A 19,456-nucleotide genomic window follows, 5' to 3' on the forward strand; every position below is an offset into this window, starting at 1 on the left:
TTATTTTCATTTTTAAATTAGGATTAAAGATAATTAAAAAATATTTTCAATATTAAAAGGAGTTTCTATGACAGAAATTAAAAAAGGTGTCATTGAAGGTTTTTATGGAATACCATGGACTTTTGAACAAAGATATTCTATGATCAATTTCTTATCGGATATAAACATGAACCAATATATATATGCACCTAAAGATGACCCTTACCACAATGTAAAATGGAGAGATTTATATCCAGATAATAAGCTTAATGAACTAGAAAAATTAGCAAAACTTGCTCAAAGAAAAAATATAAACTTTGTCTGGGCCATACATCCAGGTCAAAACTTAATTGATTTTTCTGATTATAAAAACGAAATAGAGCGTATATATAAAAAATATGAACAATTACATAATATAGGAATAAAATCTTTTGCCCTTTGTATGGATGATGTTGATCAAAATAAGGCTTATGAGCAAAGAGAATATCATCTGCAATTAGTAAAAAATATATTAAATTTTATCTCTGATTTTGAAAATAGAGAATTACTCTTTGTCCATCCATGGTACAACCAAAGCTGGATTGATGATAAGGCATGCTCATATTTTGACTTATTTAAAAATATTAAAAACTTAAAAATAATGTGGACAGGTTATGATGTAGTAGCTCCTTTAAGATATGATGCAAATGAAGAATTTATAAAACTTGCTAACCAAAAACCAAATATATGGTTTAATTGGCCGGTAAATGATTATAAAAGAGATCAAATATTTATGGAAGTATTTGAATTTTTTGATAGCAGATCATTAAATTTTGATTCATTTTTAATAAATCCTATGAATCAAGCAGAACTTTCCAAACTATCCATTTTTCAGATAAATGAATATTTAATAAATCCGAGTAATTATAAGGCAATAGAAGTCTTTAAAAAAGGACTTAGCTATTTAGATAAAGATGTAGCAGATGATTTATATTTAATAGCAGATTCTTTCTTTGGATCAGATATCTATAATAGAGAAGAAAATAAAAAGTACTTAGAAGATAGTAGGATAGCAGCTGCTTTCAAAGCAAGAGATTATGAAAAAATAATTTACTTGATAGACCAAAAATTAGAAGCAATTGATAATTATGAAAGTAATTATAGCAACAAAAATCTTTATAATGAAGTAATTTCATTTTTCACAAGTTTAAAATACTTATTAAAAGCTGCTAAATGTGCTATAAATAAAGATTATTATAAAGCTGCTGACTTTTATAATAAATCTAAAGAATGTAAGGTAAGAATTTACAAAGAGTTTAGCTTAGATGAAATAGAAGATAGAGTAGTTAAAACATCTAGCGTTTTAGAAGAAATTTATAAAAAACTAATGGAAAGCAAAGAGGACTTATGAAAAAAACAGTTCATATAATATCCCATACTCATTGGGATCGAGAATGGTATATGCCTTTAGAAAATCATACTATGAGATTAGTAGATCTTGTTGATGATGTAATAGAGGCTTGTGAAGATGAAAGCTTTAAGTACTTTCAATTTGATGGTCAATACTTACCCATAGAAGATTATTTAAAAGTAAAACCAGAAAATAAAGAAATCCTCTATAAACTAATAAAAGATGGAAAAATAATTATAGGTCCTTGGTATATTTTGCAAGATGCATTTTTGACTTCTGCTGAGTCTAATATAAAAGATTTACAACTAGGTCTTAAAAAGTCTAAAAAATTAGGAAAGCCTGCGCAAATTGGATATTTCCCAGATACTTTTGGAAATATTGGCCAAGCTGCTCAGATACTTAATAAAGCAAATATAGATGTTGCATATTTTGGCAGGGGAGTAAAAGCTACTGGGTTAAACAATGTAGTTGTAGAAGATTTTACATCCAAAAATTCGGAATTATTTTGGCAAGCTCCAGATGGCTCGCAAGTTTTAGGCATTCTTTTTGCTAATTGGTATTGCAATGGAGTAGATATACCAATGGCAACTGCTAGGCTCAAAAAATATATGGATCAAAAAATAGCAGATATGGAAAAATATGCATCCACTAACCAACTTCTTTTAATGAATGGCTGTGACCATTCGCCAGTTCAAAAAAATATAGGAAAAATAATTGAAAAAGCAAATAGCCTATATGATGACTATGAATTTATACACTCGAATTTAGATAAGTATTATGAAGCCGTAAAAAAAGAAATTGATCCAAATAAACTTGCTACAATCAAAGGAGAATTGCGTTCTCAAGCTACCGATGGCTGGTATACCTTACAAGGCACTTCATCATCTAGGTACTATTTGAAAAAAGCTAATAAAACTTTAGAGATGAGACTTGAAGAAATTAGCCAACCTTTATATACAATTTTTGTAAATAAGGAACTATATCCTAATGATAGTTTTGATTATATCTATGAAAGATTAATTTCAAACCATCCTCACGATAGCATATGTGGCTGCTCAATAGATTCAGTACATGATGGAAACGAAAGAAGATTTAAAGATGCTGGTGAGGCCTTAGACTATTTGGATGATAAGGCAAGGGAATTCATTGCAGATAATACTTATAATGATTCTGACGATATAAGTTTTGCTATAATAAATACCCTTCCTTATAAAAGAAGCAGACTAGTTAGTGTTAATTTGGATTTTAAAAAAGAATATTTTGGAGAAAACTTTAGAAAAGTTGTCAATGAATTAAAGGCTATAAGCTTACCAGAGCTAAAATTGATAGATGAAAAGGGATGTGAAATAGCAGCCGAGATAAGAGATATGGGAACTAATTTTTCCTATGAACTGCCGGAGGATTCATTTAGAAAACCATATTTTACAAGGCAGGTAAATGTAACATTTTTAGCAGATATAGATTCTTATGAGAAAAAAATCTTTAGGCTAGTAAAAGGAGATGGCAAATTTAAAGATTTAAAAGTAAAAAAAGATGTAGTTGCAAATGATTATTTTGAGATTAAGATAAATGATAATGCTTCTTTAGATATTACTGATAAAAATACAGGTAATGTATACAAAAATATTTTTATGATAGAAGATAGTGGAGATATAGGCAACGAATATATTTATAGGCAGTCTTATGATAAAAAAAGAATCTTAGGTGGCAAACTGATAAGTAAAGATATTCACAAAAGTTCAGATAAATTTACTATAAAATTAAAAGAGAAGATATCCATTCCAAAATCAGCGGCAGCTAGCTTAAAAGAAGAACAAATAACCCTTGTAGATATCACTAACAGAAAGTCTAACAGATCAGAAGAATATGTTGATATGATAGTTGAAAAAACTATAAGTATTTATGATAAAAAAAGAACTATTGCTTGCCATATAAAGCTAAAGAATGTTGCTAAAGACCATAGGGTGAGGATACTTTTTGGTCATAGTTTAGATACTTCAGTTATTCATGCAGAATCTATTTTTGAAACTGTAAAAAGAGATATGTATCCACCAAAAACATGGGTAAATCCTGATTATTCTCAAAATCTAAATAGATATGTTCAAGTAAAAGACGAAAAAGACAAAGGATTTACTATTTCTAGCTTAGGTATAGCTGAATATGAGCAGGTAAAAAATGAAGGCTTGTATCTAACCTTATTTAGATCTATTGGGGAATTAGGAGATTGGGGATATTTTCCAACACCAGAAGCTCAACTTTTAGGAGATAAGGGAGAAATGGAATTTGATTTATATGTAGATATATTTTCTGAAAAAGCTAATACATCTATTCAAAGAGCCTTGGCTGAGAGAGTGCCATTTTTTGATGTTAAGCTAGGTAAAAATATTGCAAATCAAAAAGAAAATATAATCCCAAATGTAGATCTTGGAGAAAACCTATATTCAGTCCTTTACAGAAATGATAAGAAAGAAGCAATTTTTAGAGCTTATAATCCAGACGATAAAGAAAAAAATATAAATGCAGATGGTGTAATATATAATATTTTGGGCGATAAAAAAGAAGAAAAAACAGTAGATAAAAATACCCTAGATGCCTTTGAAATTAGAACCATTAAGTTAGATATATAATTAGGAGGCTAATATATGGAAAATATAGTAAATCCCCTTATAGAATATGTAAATAATTCTGATAAGTTAAGTGATGAAATAAAAAAAATATTTGCTAAAGCTATAAAAAATACCTTTACAACAACTATAAAGCTTACAGATAGAAATGATGCTTTTGTAATCACAGGCGATATTGATGCCATGTGGTTAAGAGATTCAAGCGGACAAATCAGACCACTTTTTTATATAGATAGTAAAGAGGCTGATGATTTAATAAAAAAAGTATTAAAAAGGCAAATTTTTTCTGTGGATAAGGACTATTATGCCAATGCTTTTAATATAAAGGCTGATGGACGTTCTTGGAGCAAGGAAGATATAACAGATTTTGAGTCTGATTGGGTTTGGGAGAGAAAATACGAACTTGATTCCTTATGCTATGTAATGCAAACTGCTTATCTTTACTATGAAAAAACTAAGGATGATTCTATTTTTGATGGTGAATTTATTAGGATATTAAAAAATATAGTAAATTTAATTGCCTTAGAACAAGACCATAGCAGATCTAACTACGAGTTTGAAAGACCAAATCCATGGAAAGAGACAGATTCTTTAAGAACTGGAAAAAGAGGAACGGAAGTCTCTTATACTGGTATGAGCTGGACAGCTTTTAGACCAAGTGATGATTCCTGTCTTTACCAATATTTGATCCCTGCAAATGCCTTTGCAGTAGTTACTTTAAACAAATTAGCTAATTGTCTTATTGATGCAAAAAAAGATAAGCAATTAGCGGAAAAAATGCGAAATCTTGCAACAGAAATCAATCAAGGAATAAAAGACTATGGGATAATAAATGATCCAGATTTTGGAGAAATATTTGCTTATGAAGTAGATGGATTAGGAAACTATTTATTTATGGATGATGCAAATGTACCATCTTTATTATCTTTACCATATTTGCAATATATAGATAGGGATAATTCTCTTTATAAAAATACTAGAAGAGCCATTTTATCAAATAAAAATAAAAATTATTTTATGGGAAAAGCAACAGATGGGATAGGATCAGACCATACGCCAGAAGATTATATCTGGCATATAGCTTTAAGTATACAAATGATGACAAGTACAAATGAAGGGGAGAAAAATAAAATACTAAAATATTTTGAAAATACACATGCAAATACCTATCTTATGCATGAAGGATTTGACAAAGATGATCCTAATAAATACACAAGAGATTGGTTTTCTTGGTCAAATTCTATGTTTTGTGAGGCTATTTTAAATTATCTAGGTCTAGAATTGATTAAGAACTAATTGTTTTGATAAATCTCACAAATTATATCCATAGTAATGAGAATAGGTGCCATTTTTGATATTTCATAACTATGATTAGGGTAGGCAGGAGTGCGTATTATGTAATCGGATTTTTTTCCTAAACTGGAATCGTAGTTTCTAGTTATGGAAAAAACTGGGGCTCCTCTATCAATAGCGTTATTTACGCCTTCTAATATTGTGTGATTTTCCCCACTTAGGGAGATAGCAATCAAAAGATCATTATAGCTTAAATTTTTGGTTAAAAGATTTATCGAATATGGTTCTTTGGCATAATCTGAAGTAAATAAATCAAGCTCTCTTAGCTTATAGACAAATTCATTTGAGCAAAGCCCAGATGAACCTATGCCAATTATAGCTATTTTTGGAAAATTATTTAAATTTTTTATAAGCTTAATAGTTCTTTCTGGCAATTCTTCAAAAGAACTAACCATATCTAGATATATATCTTGGCTTTTGTATATAGAAACTTCTTTTGATTCACTAATGGCATATCTTAGTTCTTGATATCCAGAAAAACCAAGCTTTTGAGAAAAGCGAGTTACAGTAGCGTTTGAAACAAAAAAAGTTTTAGCAAAATCTGCTATATCAAAATTTGTAATATCGTAGTTATTTATTTTTAGGGTATTTAAAATGCTTTCTTCAGATTTTGAAAGGTTAATATCATTGGAACTTATGATATCCATGATAAATTCATAAGAACTAACAGTCATTGTAGCTCCTTTCTACAAGTAAATTATAACACAGGAGATAAAAATTGTATTTAGTATTTGATATAGGCGGTTCAAGCAATAAATATGCTTTGATAGAAAATGATAAAATAGTTGAAAAATTTTCTTCAAAACAAGAGAAAAATATGGAGGATCTTTTAAAGTTTTTTGAAGATAAAATTAATTTTTTTGCTAAAAGTCACAAGATTGATGGCATAGGATTTTCTTCTCCAGGAACTGTTGATTCTTCTACAGGCAATATTTATGGAAAGTCCGCAGTTGAGTTTATTACAGAATATAATTTTGCCCTGGAAATAAAAAATAAATTTAATCTCCCAGTAGCCATTGAGAATGATGCAAATTGTGCTGCATTAGCAGAGATTTTTTATGGGAAAGTTGATAAAAATTATCTAGCTTTTTTAATTATAGGCTCTGGTATAGGAGGATCTATAACAAAAAATGGCAAAATTATAAAAGGTAAAAGCTTAGAAGCTGGAGAATTTGGCTATATGCTTTTAAAAAATGAAGATGGTAATTTTGATAATTTTTCTAAACTAGCAACGCTACCAAATATCAGGCGAAAAATGATAAAAAAATATGGCATAGATGAAAGTACGTATTTAATTTTTGATAAATACATGCAAAAAAAAGAACCCTATTTTACAGAAGTAGACCAGATGTTTACTTACTTAGCCATGGGAATATACAATATTTTTTATACTGTAAATCCAGAAAAAATTTATTTAGGAGGGGCTATTTCTAGTGATGAGAGATTTGTAAGAGAGATTAAAAACAAATTAAATACAGGGGTTTTCAGATCTATAGATATAGATATCAGCTCTGTATCATTTTTTAATGATAATAACTTATACGGAGCCTACGCAAATTTAAAACAATCTATAGAAGAAAAAAGATTATTAAAGTAAAGGAGGAGTTATGATTAAATTTCCTAAAGGTTTTTTATATGGAACGGCTACATCAGCCACTCAGTCAGAAGGTGCAGGGAATATAGACAATAAATCTGAGAATATATGGGATTATTGGTATAAAATAGATCCGTATAAATTTTATAAGCAAGTAGGACCAGGTAAAACGACAGATATTTATAATAATTATAAAACTGATGTAGACTTGTTAGAAGAAACTGGGCAAAATGTTTATAGGACATCTATAAACTGGGCTAGGCTTATACCAGATATAGATGGAAAGATAAATCAAAAAGCTGTTAGTTTTTATAGAGATTATTTTTCTAGGATTCGCAAAAAAAATATTACTCTTTATATAAACTTATTTCACTTTGACTTGCCAATGTACCTTATGGATATAGGTGGCTGGACTAACAAAAAAACTGTAGAAGCTTATAAGGATTATGCTAGAAAATGCTTTGAACTTTTTGATGATTTAGTAGATGGTTGGTTTACCTTTAATGAGCCAATAGTCCAAGTAGAATGTCAATATCTGTATGGTTATCATTACCCAGCAGAAATAGATCCTAAAAAAGCAGTACAAGCAGCATTTAACACCCAGCTTGCCTCGGCCTTAGCTATTAAAAGTTATAAAGAAATGGAATTTAATAAAAAAATCGGAATAATTTTAAATTTAACACCAGCTTATCCAAGAAGCAACAATGATGGTGATTTAAAAGCAGCGGAAATGGTAGAATTAATCAATAAATCCTCATTTTTAGATCCTTCAGTCTTTGGAAAATATCCAGAAAAACTTATTAAATTAATAAAAAATGAAAAACTCACTCCGGAATATAGCCAAGAAGAGCTTGAAATTATAAAAGAAAATACTATTGATTTTCTAGGAGTAAACTATTATCAGCCCCTAAGAGTGAGGGAAAATCCTTATCAATATAAAGAGGATGCACTTTTTATGCCTAGCAAATATTATTTAACTTATGATATGCCAGGTAAACGTATGAATCCATATAGAGGTTGGGAAATATATCCAAAAGCCCTTTATGATATTGCAATAAATATTCGTGACAATTATAAAAATATAGAGTGGATAGTTTCGGAAAATGGTATGGGTGTTGAAAATGAAGAAAGATTTAGAGAAAATGGGCAGATAAAAGATGATTATAGGATTGATTTTATAAAAGAACACCTATACTGGCTAAGTAAGGCTATCAATGAGGGAGCAAACTGTAAGGGTTATCAACTTTGGACTTTTATAGATTGCTGGAGCTGGCTAAATGCCTATAAAAATAGATATGGTCTTGTAGAATTAGATTTAAATACTGGCCAAAGAAAAATAAAGAAGTCAGGTCAATGGTTTAAAAAATTAAGTGAAAATAATGGTTTTGAACTTTAAATAGGAAAAAATAATATGTCTATAAAAGAAATTTTAAATGATTTTAGATTTACTGATACTAGAATTGGAACAGACTCTAAAAGAGAATTTTCTAATGGAAATACCTTACCATTAGTAGGTGTGCCTCATGGAACAAATTATTTTGCAGTGCAAAGTAATGTTGATAAAAATGAATGGTGGTTTAACCCAAATGAAGATGATTTTAAAGGTTTTAGATTAACCCATCAACCTAGCCCTTGGATGGGGGATTATTCATATCTTACAATACTTCCTTTTGATTTAGAAAAAAATATTAAATATGATACCATTAGCTCTATTTTTAGACCTAATTATAATAAAATAATTTACGGAGATGGATCAATAGCAGAAGTTACTAATGATATTTATTCTGGAATTATTAGCTATAAGGCAAATACAAAAGCAAATTTTTTAATATATGCAGATGGTCTTTTTCTTGAAAAAAAAGATAAGCTAATTTTAGGGACCGTAAAAAATTGCTATGATAGCGAAGATGAAGATTTTACAATGTATATTGTAATTGACTTAGATAATGATTTTGACTTAAAAAATACAGAATCTGATTATAAAATAATAACTGATAGTAAAAATACAAATTTATATATAAGCACTTCATTTATTTCAATCGACCAAGCTATTATAAATCATCAACGATTAGAAAAAGATTTTGAAAAATTAGTTGCTTCTACAAGTAAAGAATGGGAAAAAGTTTTTGATAGATTTGAAATAAATATAAGAAAAGAAGATGCTTTATACCAAAAATACAATCCATACAGCAAGGAAAAACAAAGGAAATTTTTCTACCACTGCTTATATAGAGCATACTTATTTCCTATGAGATTTTTTGAAATTGATAAAGATGGTAAAGAAATCCACTATGATACTTTTAATAAAACAATAAAAAATGGAATGTTGTTTACAAATATAGGTTTTTGGGATGGGCAAAAAACTTTATTTCCCCTTCTTAGTTTAATTGACACCGAATTTTTAGAAGATCTTTTAGAAGGAATTATAAATACTTATATAGATACCGGATTTTTACCAAAGTGGCTATCGCCAGATGAGAGATCAATGATGCCAGGAACTTTAGTTGATAATACTATAGCTGATCTTTTATCAAAAAAAATAGGAAATGATAAGTCAGAAATACTGCTAGAATCAATGATAAAGTCCGCAAATCCAGAAAATAATAAGAGTAAGTATGGCAGATTTGGTGCCAATCTGATGGATGAATTAGGATATGTACCAGCTGATTTACACGAATCAGTAAACCAAACTTTAGATAATAGTCTGTCAGACTTTTCTATAGGAAAAGTAGCTGAAATCTTAACTAAAGATGAATTAGCAAATACTTACTATAAAAAATCTAAAGCTTATCAAAATCTTTTTGACAAAGATATAGGATGGTTTAGGTCCAAGGATAGAAATGGTAACTTTACTAAAGACTTTGATAAATTTAGTTGGGGCTCGCCTTATACAGAAGGATCTGCTTTTCAAAATAGTTTTAATGCCTACCATGACATTGAAGGTATTGTTAGTTTATTTGGATCAAAAAAGGCCTTTGAAAATAAACTTGATGAAATAACAAACGAGACATCTGATTTCAAAGTTGGATCGTATGGAGAAGTAATCCATGAAATGAAAGAATTAGAAACTGCACACTTTGGTCAGATAGCAATATCAAACCAGCCTTCATTTCACTTGCCTTATTTATATTATTATGTAGATAAGCCTTATAAAACACAACTTTTAGTAAAGGAACTTTTATTAAATTATTTTTCCTATGATTTTAAGGGATATCCAGGTGATGAAGATAACGGCTCACTTAGTTCTTGGTTTATCCTATCTAGCCTTGGTATATATCCCGTTGCACCAGGAAAAGAAGAATATATAATAGGTATGCCATTTTTTGATGAAATAAATGTAAAACTTGCAAATAAAAATATTTTAAAAATAACTACAGAAGAGAATTACCATCAAAAGAAATTTATCAAGACAATGAAGGTTAATGGCAAAGTTTACAAGCAAAGAAAAATGTCTCATAGAGAATTTATAAATGCAAGTGAAATTAAATTTACTTTAGGCCTAGTGCCAGAAACAGGAGAATAATATGTATGGTTCAATAGAATTAGGTGGTACAAAAATTAGGTGCGCCATATTTGATGAGAATGGAAAAATAATAAAAGAAATAAGGATAAAAACAGAAGATCCAAATAAAAATTTAGAAAAAATAAGTGATTTTTTCAAAACAGAAAAGATAAAATCTATAGGAGTAGGAGCTTTTGGACCTATTGATTTGGATAAAGATTCTAAAAGTTATGGTTACATTTTATCAACACCCAAAAAACTTTGGAGAAACTTTGACTTAGTAGGAACTTTAAAGAATAATTTGGATATCCCAATCAAACTTACTACAGATGTTGGAGCATCTGGTATAGGAGAATTTTTCTTAGGAGCTGCTAAAAATAAGAAGAGTTCTTTGTATTTAACAATTGGAACAGGCATAGGTGGATCGTTTATAGTTGATGGAAAGATAGTCGAAGGCTTTTCTCATCCAGAAATGGGACATATTGAAATATCAAGAGAAATTGATGATAATTTTAAAAGTGTTTGTGACTATCACAATTCCTGCTTTGAAGGACTCTGCTCAGGACCTGCTATTGAAAAACGAGCAGGTAGCAAAGGTGAGGAATTAGATATTGATGATCCTGCATTTTTAATTACTGCAAGATATATTGTCAAAGCTTTATATACCTATACTGCAATTTTAAGACCTCATATAATAATCATAGGTGGGGGAGTTGCAAACAAAGAAGGCATGATAGAAAAAATTAGAGAGGAATTTGATAAAATCAAGGGGGAATATTTGATTTTACCGAGTAGTGAAGAATATATAGTATTTCCAGATTTGGGTAATGAAGCAGGACTTATAGGGGGCTATATACTCGCTAAAGAAGAATATGAAAAAGGAGACTTTTAGCTAGTCTCCTTTTTTCTATAAAAAATATTTATCTACAATCCTCTTTTAGCTTCCAAAATTAGATTTTGTTTTAAATTCCATAGGTCTTGGGATAGGTCTACATAGTAATTATGTGGTTGGTCGAATCTTTTTACTTCTTCCCAAACGCTATCAAGTTCTTTTTTACAATAATCATGGATTTCGTGTATATCTGGTTGTTCGTATACAAGTTTTCCATTTTCAAAAATTGGTACTTGCATGAGGCGGGCTTCGTAGTTATCCATTTTTTTCATCTTCCATGTAAATAATGGATCAAAGATTACAAGTGGTTTACTTTCATCAACTTCTTCTTCGCGAAGGGTAATGTAATCTGCTTCTGCTTTTCCTGTTTCTTTATCATATAACCTATAAACTTTTTTAAAACCTGGAGTTGTAATTTTTTCTACGTTTTCAGAAACTTTTATTCTTGCTTTTAGCTCTTCATCTTCGTATATTCCTACAAGTTTATAAACTCCTCCAAATACTGGATCGGATTTGCTTGTTATAAGTCTTTCTCCTATACCGAAAGAATCTATTTTTGCTCCTTGGGCAGTTAGTGAATTTATTTTAAATTCATCAAGTGAGTTAGATGCAACTATTTTTGCTTCTTTATATCCATTTTCATCTAATATTTTTCTTACTTCTTTAGATAAATAAGCAAGGTCTCCAGAATCTATTCTAACTCCACCTGTAAGTCCCTTTGGCTCTAAAACTTCTTTAAACACACGCATAGCGTTTGGCAAACCACTATTTATTGTATCGTAAGTATCTATTAAAAGTATGCAATTTTCTGGATAAGTTTCAGCGTAAATTTTAAAGGCTTCATATTCGCTATCAAAAGCTTGGATCCATGCATGAGCCATAGTTCCAGATGGATTAAAACCATAAGTTTTTGCAGAAAGTGTATTGCTTGATACAGGAGCTCCGGCAATAAAGGCTGCTCTTGCACCAGTTAATGATGCATCTGCACCTTGAGCACGGCGAGCTCCAAATTCCATTACAAGTCTATCACCAGCTGCTTTTACAATTCTGCTAGTTTTTGTAGCAATTAATGAATTAAAGTTCATTGATAAAAGCAAGTAAGTTTCTACAATTGAGCATTCAATAATTGGAGCTCTTACAGTTATAATAGGTTCATTTGGAAACATAACTGATCCTTCAGGAAAGGCCCATACATCTCCTGTAAATTTGAAATCACGTAGATAATCTAAAAATTCCTCTGAAAAATCACCTGCTTCTTTTAAGTAAGCTATGTCTTCATCTGTAAAATGTAGATTTTCTATAAAATCTATAACATCATTTAGACCAGCAAAAATAGAATAACCCCCCTCATCTGGATTTGTCCTATAAAATGCGTCAAAGACTGCTATTGTATCTTTCATTCCATGGTTAAAGTAACCATTTGCCATAGTAAACTCATAAAAATCACTGAGCATAGATAAATTTCTAATATTACTCATAAAACCCTCTTTTCAAAATATTTTCTTAGTCTATTGTATATACAAAGGGACAAAATTGCAAACATTTGTAATACCTTCTTACAAATAATTATGCCCTTTTATTCCATTTTTATGCAAATTTACATTAATTATTTATTTTAGGGTAAAGATTAATTAAGGAGATAATTAAGAAAAGGAGGTAAAATGTATATATTTGACATAGATGGGACGCTTTTAAATACTATTGAATCTATAAGTTTTCACTTAAATGAAACATTGAGAAAATATGAATTAAAAGCTATACCCAAGCAAAAAGTAAGGGAATTTGTTGGCAATGGGCCTAGAGTTTTACTAACAAAAACCTTAGACTATGTAGGATTTACAGGAGATGATCAATTAAAAGAAGAAATTTATAATAGGTATAATGAAGCTTACGATAATGATCCTTTATATTTAACAAAACCTTTTGAGGGCATAAAAGAATCTTTAGATAAACTAAAAGAAAATGGGGAGATAATTGCAGCTTTTTCCAACAAACCTGATGAGACTAGCAATAGAGTTTTAAAGGCTATATTTGGAGAAAAATATTTTGATTATATCCTAGGCTACAGAGAAGACTATAAGAGAAAGCCATCTCCAGAGGGGATTATGATAATTGCAAATCATTTTGATGTGCCATTTTCAGATATTTTATATTTTGGCGATAGCGAAGTAGATATGAAGTGTGGGAGAAATGCAAGTATCTTTACCGTAGGATGCTCTTGGGGCTTTAGAAAAAGAGAAGTACTGGAGAAAGAAAATCCTGATGTAATCATTGATAGTCCTAGGGAGATAACAAGCATAAAAAGAATATAGATTATAAGAATTTATTAAACATATTTTATATAATATTAAAAAATATTAATCAAGCTAGTTAAAATTTTAATCCTTTGATATCCTTATTGTAAATTACTTAAGGATTGGAAGGAAAAATGCAACTAGTTATAGAAAGTTTATCAAAAAAATTTGAAGAAAAGAGTGTCTTAAATGAACTAGATGCCAGATTTGACCAAGGGATTATCTACGCCCTTTTGGGAAGAAATGGTGCAGGAAAGACTACTCTTTTTTCTTTAATTGCAAAAGAACTTAAAAAAGATAGTGGGGAAGTTTATTTACTAGAAAATGGCGAAAAAATAAATCTTGAAAGTAAGTATGTATTTTTTATGCTAGCTGAGCCAGAACTACCAAGGTTTCTAACAGCCAGAGAATTTATAAAATTTTTTATAGATGTAAATAAGGAGAGAATAGCAGACCTCCATGACACTGACTATTACTTTGACCTAGTGAAATTTGATGAAGAAGATAAGGATAGGTTAATCCAAGGCTACTCTACAGGTATGAGAAATAAAATTCAGATGATGATGTTTCTTATTTTAAAACCAAGGGTTATTTTAATGGATGAACCGCTAAATTCTCTTGATGTAGTAGTGCAAAAAGAAATGAAAGACTTAATAAAATCTATAAAAAACGACCACATTATAATTTTTTCAACCCACATTTTGGACTTAGCAAAAGATATATCAGATGAGATAGTTTTATTACATAAGGGTCAGATAGAAGAAGTGGATAGGGAAATCAAAAATAATCCAGACTTTGAAGATAGAATTATAAGTCTATTACAAGCGGAGGCCTAGGATGGATTATTATAAGAAATATAGGATTATAGAGAATACTAAGCTTGCCAGTAATGTTAACCACATCATCCACTTTTTTCATAAATTGCCTTTAGTGGGCAAATATGCGGGAGATAAGTATAAGGCCTATGGTTTTAAAAAATTTGTTTTTGCCCTAGGACCTTTATTTAGTATTATTGGGCAAATTTTAAAGTGTATAGTTTCATTTTTTTTAGCTTTATTTTGGGCAGGTGCCTTTTTATGGCTAGTGCAAATGACCTGGCAGTTTCCAGAAAATATGTATACAGAGTTTGTAGAATTGGGCAGATCAAATTTAGCATTTTTAAGTTTTTATTTGAGTATTTCAATGCTTGCAAAGGATGTTAGTGGTAGTAAGGCGGAAATCCACGAGTTAAATAGGCAATATAGGATGCTAGCTAAGGAAAGTGGCCTTATTCAAGCGGTGTTTAATCCCCTTAGGATAGGGATTGGAAGAGCTGTTGCCTTTGCCATATTTTTTGGCCTAAAAAATAGTTTCTTAATAAGCCTTGGCTTTGCTTTTGTAAGGATTATCTCAAATGCCATAACACTCACGCTTTCACAAAAAAAAGAAAAAATATATGCAGATAAGTGGTGGGTAAACCTAGGTCTATCTATAGTACTATTTGCTATACTTATGAGAATTAAGAGTTTTGATACAAATATTTTATTGATATTTTTTGTACTTAGTCTTAGCATATCTATTTTTGCAATCAAATACCTCTTAAGATTTGATGACTATGGCAAGTTATTAGAAGTGGCTAGAACAGAAGATTTAGATAGAAATATGGATTTTGAGCAAATAGCCAATGATAGTTTAGCTCTAAAGGATAGTGATGTGGATACTAGGGCGACTAAAAATGCTCATGGCTATGATCTTTTAAATAAACTATTTTTTGCAAGACACAAAAGACTACTTATAAAACCTCTTTACAAAAAAGCGGGGATTTTATTTGCCCTTGTCTTAGTAGCTTTAATAGGGATTAGATTTGCCTATAAAGACTTTGATAGTAACTTTGGCATGAATAACATTATCATATATACCTTGCCAATATTTGCTAGCATCTTATTTAATAGCACAAATACTAATAGGGCCTTGTTTTTAAATTGTGATAGGCCATTACTCCAATATGGCTTTTATAAGGAAAAAGAAGCAGTATATGACCTTTACAAGTTAAGGTATAAGTCCTTGCTTAAGATAAATATTTTAGGACTTTTAGTAGGTCTTATTTACCTATTCTTAGCATTTTTCTTATTTGAAAGTGTCGGCATTAAAAGCCTAGTTGTATGTGGGATGTTTATTTTAGTGACCTACTTATTTTATGTAGCCTACAACCTATCTATATATTATTTATTCCAACCCTTTAACCAAGAAGCAGCCCTAGTTGGTTACATGTACCAGTTTTGGACTTCATTATTAGGATATTTAAATATACTTTTACTTCCCCTAATTATGGTAAAGATAGATAAAGATTCGCTCTTTATCCTTGAAATATTAAGTATTATCTTACTTTTTTTAGTAATAATATTTCACATCCTAGTAAAAGTACTTGGTAAAAACACTTTTAAAATAAAAAAATAAGACAGCAAATTGCTGCCTTATTTATTATCTTCTGTGATTTTTGTAATCATTCGTCCTTAATATTAAATTTTTTACGCATTCTTATCTTTACTATAAGAAATAAAAGTAAAAGAAAAAGAATAGTTAAAAGAATTATTAAACCTGTCATATAGGATCTTTTTAGTTCTAGGTATAGGCAAATTGGATAAATAATTGCAAATAAAATAATACCTAGAATAATTGAAAGGTTGCCAGCAAATTTATTGCCATATTCCCAAGTATCTTTATTGTAGCAAACTTCCCATAAGTGAAAACCCACTTGCATTTCTGGGTAGCTACTATGAAAATGTTTAAAAAATATACCTATATAAATGCTAAATACAAAAAGCATAATATCAGTTGCTATTAAAGGACCCATTTTTCACCTCGTTTTTCTTTAACTATACTAAAATATATAGAATATTAAAGATAAATTGTAAAAATGATTTTTAGCCACTATAGTATTACTAGAGGAATTATATGAAAATACTTATAACAAGCGATTGGTACTACCCTGTTGTAAATGGGGTGGTACGATCAGTATTAAATTTAAAAGAATATTTAGAAAGTCAAGGACATGAGGTAAGGGTTCTAACACTATCAAATACTATTTCTAGTTATAAAACAAAGCAAGTGTACTACATAGGATCTTTATCTGCAAAAAGAATCTATCCCCAAGCTCGTATTACAAATATTTTGGCAAAAACTCATTTGAGAAATATTAGAAAGTGGGAGCCAGATATTATCCATAGCCAATGTGAGTTTTCCACTTTTGTAATGGCAAAAACTTTAGCAAAAGTTTTAAATATCCCTCTAGTTCATACCTACCACACAGTTTATGAGGACTACACTCATTATTTTATAAGAAATAAAAGTGCTGGGGTAAAAATTGTAGCAAGCTTTAGTAAAAATTTTTCTGATATGTGTGATTATATAATTGCACCTACAGAAAAAACTGCTAATATTTTAGAATCTTACAAAATAGCTAGAGATAAAATTGCTATTATTCCAACGGGAGTGCATATTCCAGATTTATATAATGAAGATTTAAGATCTGAGATAAATCTTCCCTGTGATAAAAAAATATTATTGTACCTAGGCAGATTAGCTGAAGAAAAAAATATTGAAGAGATAATAGACTTTCACAAAAGACTAGATGATTCTAATATTGAATTTTTTATAGTGGGTGGCGGTCCTCATTATGACAAATTAGTAGCTTATAATAAAAAACAAAATGCTAATGCACATTTTGTAGGCATGGTTGATCCTAGTCAGGTTAATAAATATTATCAAGCAGCAGATATATTTACCACATCTTCTACATCTGAAACGCAGGGGCTTACTTATTATGAGGCTCTTTCAAATGGTCTAGTAGCTATATGCCGTGATGATGATTCCCTAGATGGAGTTTTAGAAGATGGATTTAATGGTTTTAGATTTAATGATTTTGATGAATTTAAGACCTATATTTATAAAGTATTAGACAAGCCAGATTACCAAAAAAAATTAGAAAAAAATGCAAGAAGCTATGCCTTAGAAAACTTTTCTGTAGAAAGTTTTGGTAGCAAATGTGAACAATTATATAAAAAAGCAGTAAACGAGTATACATATGAAAGTCCTTTTATATACAAAAGATTATGATACAGTAAAAGAAAGTGGGGTGGGCAAGGCTATTGACCATCAAATCAAAGCCTTGTCTTTAGTTGGTTGTGATTTTACTTTAGATGAGAAAGATGATTTTGATATTGTACATATAAATACAGTTTTTCCAAAATCAGCATCTTTTGCTGATAAAGCAAGGAGAAATGGAAAAAAAGTTATCTACCATGGTCATTCCACCAAAGAAGATTTTAAAAATTCCTTTATATTTTCCAATCAAATGGCTCCAGCCTTTAAAAAATGGCTAGAGCATTGTTATAACAAAGGAGATTTAATCTTAACACCGACAGATTATTCTAAAAAAATCCTTGAAAGCTACAAGCTAAAACCCGAAATAGAAGTAGTTTCAAATGGAATTGACCTGGATTTTTGGCAAGAAAAACCAAATGATAGGACAAATTTTTATGAAAAATATGGTCTAGATAAAAATAAAAAATCAGTTATATCTGTAGGTCTACCTATAAAAAGAAAAGGCATAGATGATTTTATTAATCTTTCAAAAAAAATGCCTGAATACGAATTTGCATGGTTTGGCAAACTAAGTCCAGCTGTAATGCCAGCTGAAATAAAAAAATTAATTGATAATGCTCCAACAAACTTACATTTTCCAGGATATATTTCAAGTGATGATTTAAGAGAAGCTTATAGTGGATCAGATTTATATGTGTTTTTAACTCACGAAGAAACAGAAGGCATAGTACTTTTAGAAGCCTTGGCTACAAAAACAGACATTTTAATCCGTGATATAGAGATTTTTGCAAATGATTATATAGATGGGCAAAATATTTATAAGGGTCTTACAAATGATGATTTTGAAAGAAAAATAAAGGCGATTTTAAATGAACAATTGCCTTCACTAAAAGAAGAAGGCTATAAAAAAGCCTTACAAAAATCTATAAAAAATACTGGAAAACGTCTAGTAGAATGTTACGAAAAGGTAATGAACTTATGAGATCTATTATAAAATTTTTAGCAATAACAATAATTACAATACTAATTCCAGCCCTTTTTATGGGACTAGCAACCATACTAAATTTTTCTGATATGGGAGTATTGATCTCACAAATGCTTGTTATCTTAGTATTTGTATTTATTTTTACTAGCTTGCTAAAATACCAAAGAAAATATGAAAAAGAAACTGAAAATATGCTAGCTGGTATAAATGATATAGAAAAATTAAAAACTCTACGAAAAGATCGCAAAACCTATAAGTCAAAAGCTGCTATTACTAGTAAAATACTAAGCCAAGCTTATAGCAAAGAGGAAGCTAGCAATTTATTAAAATATACAACTACAAATGAAGATATTGAACATTACTACTCATCCCTTATAAATAATGCTGATAAAAATTATAGGAATGAGCTAAGGGAAAAAAGAGACTATTTTGAAAAACGCTATGGTAAAAAGCAATTTATATTTCCGGATTTTAATGAAAACTTAAAAGTAAGTGGAAAATGGATCATATTTTTCTTTGCTTCAGCATTTTTATATAATTTTATACCAGCTAGAATAATTAAAAATGATGCTACAATGGCAGCGATTATGCTTTTGGGTATGTTATTTTTAGCTGTAGTGATGGTAAATACAATATTGTGGATAGTTCGTACATTAAAATCCTACTGGGCAAAAGACTACTTATAAGGGGCTGTTGCAAAAGTCCTAAGATAGAAAAAAGACGAGGAAACTGAAATCCTCGTCTTTTTCTGATAGAATGT

The 19,456-nt window shown here is 29.7% G+C and carries 16 protein-coding genes; 13 read left to right on the forward strand and 3 right to left on the reverse strand.

The features are described 5' to 3' along the window. Nucleotides 1–67: 67 nt before the first annotated feature. Genes DY249_RS08820 through DY249_RS08830 form a run of 3 tightly spaced genes read left to right on the forward strand, consistent with a single transcriptional unit; the run spans nucleotide 68 to nucleotide 5,289 of the window. Nucleotides 68–1,369: a beta-N-acetylglucosaminidase domain-containing protein gene (locus DY249_RS08820; RefSeq protein WP_115595912.1), complete on the forward strand. Its 1,302-nt coding sequence runs from the start codon at nucleotides 68–70 to the stop codon at nucleotides 1,367–1,369. After that, the gene (locus DY249_RS08825; protein WP_115595913.1) at nucleotides 1,366–3,996 is read left to right on the forward strand and encodes a glycoside hydrolase family 38 N-terminal domain-containing protein; all 2,631 of its coding nucleotides are present in this window, start codon (nucleotides 1,366–1,368) and stop codon (nucleotides 3,994–3,996) included. Before DY249_RS08820 ends, DY249_RS08825 begins: the two co-directional genes overlap by 4 nt. Nucleotides 3,997–4,011: 15 nt before the next feature. After that, nucleotides 4,012–5,289, forward strand: coding sequence for a glycoside hydrolase family 125 protein (locus tag DY249_RS08830; RefSeq protein WP_115595914.1), 1,278 nt, complete (start codon nucleotides 4,012–4,014; stop codon nucleotides 5,287–5,289). Here the strand turns inward: DY249_RS08830 and DY249_RS08835 are convergent. Further along, complete coding sequence (locus tag DY249_RS08835) at nucleotides 5,286–6,020, reverse strand: MurR/RpiR family transcriptional regulator (protein WP_101540708.1); 735 nt, start codon at nucleotides 6,018–6,020, stop codon at nucleotides 5,286–5,288. The two genes, DY249_RS08830 and DY249_RS08835, sit on opposite strands and share 4 nt — an antisense overlap. A gap of 44 nt (nucleotides 6,021–6,064) precedes the next feature. Between DY249_RS08835 and DY249_RS08840 the strand changes: the two genes are divergently transcribed. The 4 genes from DY249_RS08840 to DY249_RS08855 are packed head-to-tail and all read left to right on the forward strand — an operon-like array spanning nucleotide 6,065 to nucleotide 11,334. Next, nucleotides 6,065–6,943: an ROK family protein gene (locus tag DY249_RS08840; RefSeq protein ID WP_115595915.1), complete on the forward strand. Its 879-nt coding sequence runs from the start codon at nucleotides 6,065–6,067 to the stop codon at nucleotides 6,941–6,943. 10 nt (nucleotides 6,944–6,953) lie between these two features. Then, on the forward strand, nucleotides 6,954–8,336 hold the full coding sequence (locus tag DY249_RS08845; protein WP_115595916.1) for a glycoside hydrolase family 1 protein: 1,383 nt from the start codon (nucleotides 6,954–6,956) through the stop codon (nucleotides 8,334–8,336). Between the two features lie 15 nt (nucleotides 8,337–8,351). After that, on the forward strand, nucleotides 8,352–10,463 hold the full coding sequence (locus tag DY249_RS08850) for a GH92 family glycosyl hydrolase (RefSeq protein ID WP_115595917.1): 2,112 nt from the start codon (nucleotides 8,352–8,354) through the stop codon (nucleotides 10,461–10,463). Nucleotide 10,464: 1 nt separating this feature from the next. Continuing rightward, nucleotides 10,465–11,334 carry an ROK family protein gene (locus DY249_RS08855; protein ID WP_115595918.1) on the forward strand — a complete coding sequence of 290 codons (870 nt, stop codon included), beginning with the start codon at nucleotides 10,465–10,467 and terminating at the stop codon, nucleotides 11,332–11,334. 32 nt (nucleotides 11,335–11,366) lie between these two features. Here DY249_RS08855 and DY249_RS08860 read toward each other — a convergent pair whose 3' ends face one another. Then, on the reverse strand, nucleotides 11,367–12,812 hold the full coding sequence (locus tag DY249_RS08860; RefSeq protein WP_101540713.1) for a nicotinate phosphoribosyltransferase: 1,446 nt from the start codon (nucleotides 12,810–12,812) through the stop codon (nucleotides 11,367–11,369). A gap of 183 nt (nucleotides 12,813–12,995) precedes the next feature. On the opposite strand from DY249_RS08860, the gene DY249_RS08865 reads away from it, so the two are divergent. From DY249_RS08865 to DY249_RS08875, 3 genes are all read left to right on the forward strand, one after another. Beyond that, entirely contained in the window at nucleotides 12,996–13,646 is a 651-nt protein-coding gene (locus tag DY249_RS08865) for an HAD family hydrolase (protein WP_115595919.1), read from the forward strand. Between the two features lie 116 nt (nucleotides 13,647–13,762). Continuing rightward, a complete protein-coding gene (locus DY249_RS08870) occupies nucleotides 13,763–14,464 on the forward strand; it encodes an ABC transporter ATP-binding protein (RefSeq protein WP_115595920.1) in 702 nt (233 codons plus the stop codon). 1 nt (nucleotide 14,465) lies between these two features. Continuing rightward, nucleotides 14,466–16,064 (forward strand): hypothetical protein, encoded by a 1,599-nt coding sequence (locus DY249_RS08875; RefSeq protein WP_115595921.1) that lies wholly within the window; start codon nucleotides 14,466–14,468, stop codon nucleotides 16,062–16,064. A 46-nt stretch (nucleotides 16,065–16,110) separates the two neighbouring features. Here DY249_RS08875 and DY249_RS08880 read toward each other — a convergent pair whose 3' ends face one another. Further along, nucleotides 16,111–16,461 (reverse strand): SdpI family protein, encoded by a 351-nt coding sequence (locus DY249_RS08880; RefSeq protein WP_101540717.1) that lies wholly within the window; start codon nucleotides 16,459–16,461, stop codon nucleotides 16,111–16,113. A 101-nt stretch (nucleotides 16,462–16,562) separates the two neighbouring features. On the opposite strand from DY249_RS08880, the gene DY249_RS08885 reads away from it, so the two are divergent. Genes DY249_RS08885 through DY249_RS08895 form a run of 3 tightly spaced genes read left to right on the forward strand, consistent with a single transcriptional unit; the run spans nucleotide 16,563 to nucleotide 19,382 of the window. Then, on the forward strand, nucleotides 16,563–17,723 hold the full coding sequence (locus DY249_RS08885) for a glycosyltransferase (protein WP_101540718.1): 1,161 nt from the start codon (nucleotides 16,563–16,565) through the stop codon (nucleotides 17,721–17,723). Further along, a complete protein-coding gene (locus tag DY249_RS08890) occupies nucleotides 17,692–18,693 on the forward strand; it encodes an LTA glycolipid anchor biosynthesis glycosyltransferase, IagA/BgsA family (RefSeq protein ID WP_115595922.1) in 1,002 nt (333 codons plus the stop codon). The genes DY249_RS08885 and DY249_RS08890 overlap by 32 nt, the downstream gene beginning before the upstream one ends. Further along, nucleotides 18,666–19,382: a hypothetical protein gene (locus tag DY249_RS08895; protein WP_147291910.1), complete on the forward strand. Its 717-nt coding sequence runs from the start codon at nucleotides 18,666–18,668 to the stop codon at nucleotides 19,380–19,382. Before DY249_RS08890 ends, DY249_RS08895 begins: the two co-directional genes overlap by 28 nt. Nucleotides 19,383–19,456 lie beyond the last annotated feature (74 nt).

The sequence above is a fragment of the Anaerococcus octavius genome (assembly GCF_900445265.1).
In the GTDB taxonomy this organism is placed as follows: domain Bacteria; phylum Bacillota; class Clostridia; order Tissierellales; family Peptoniphilaceae; genus Anaerococcus; species Anaerococcus octavius.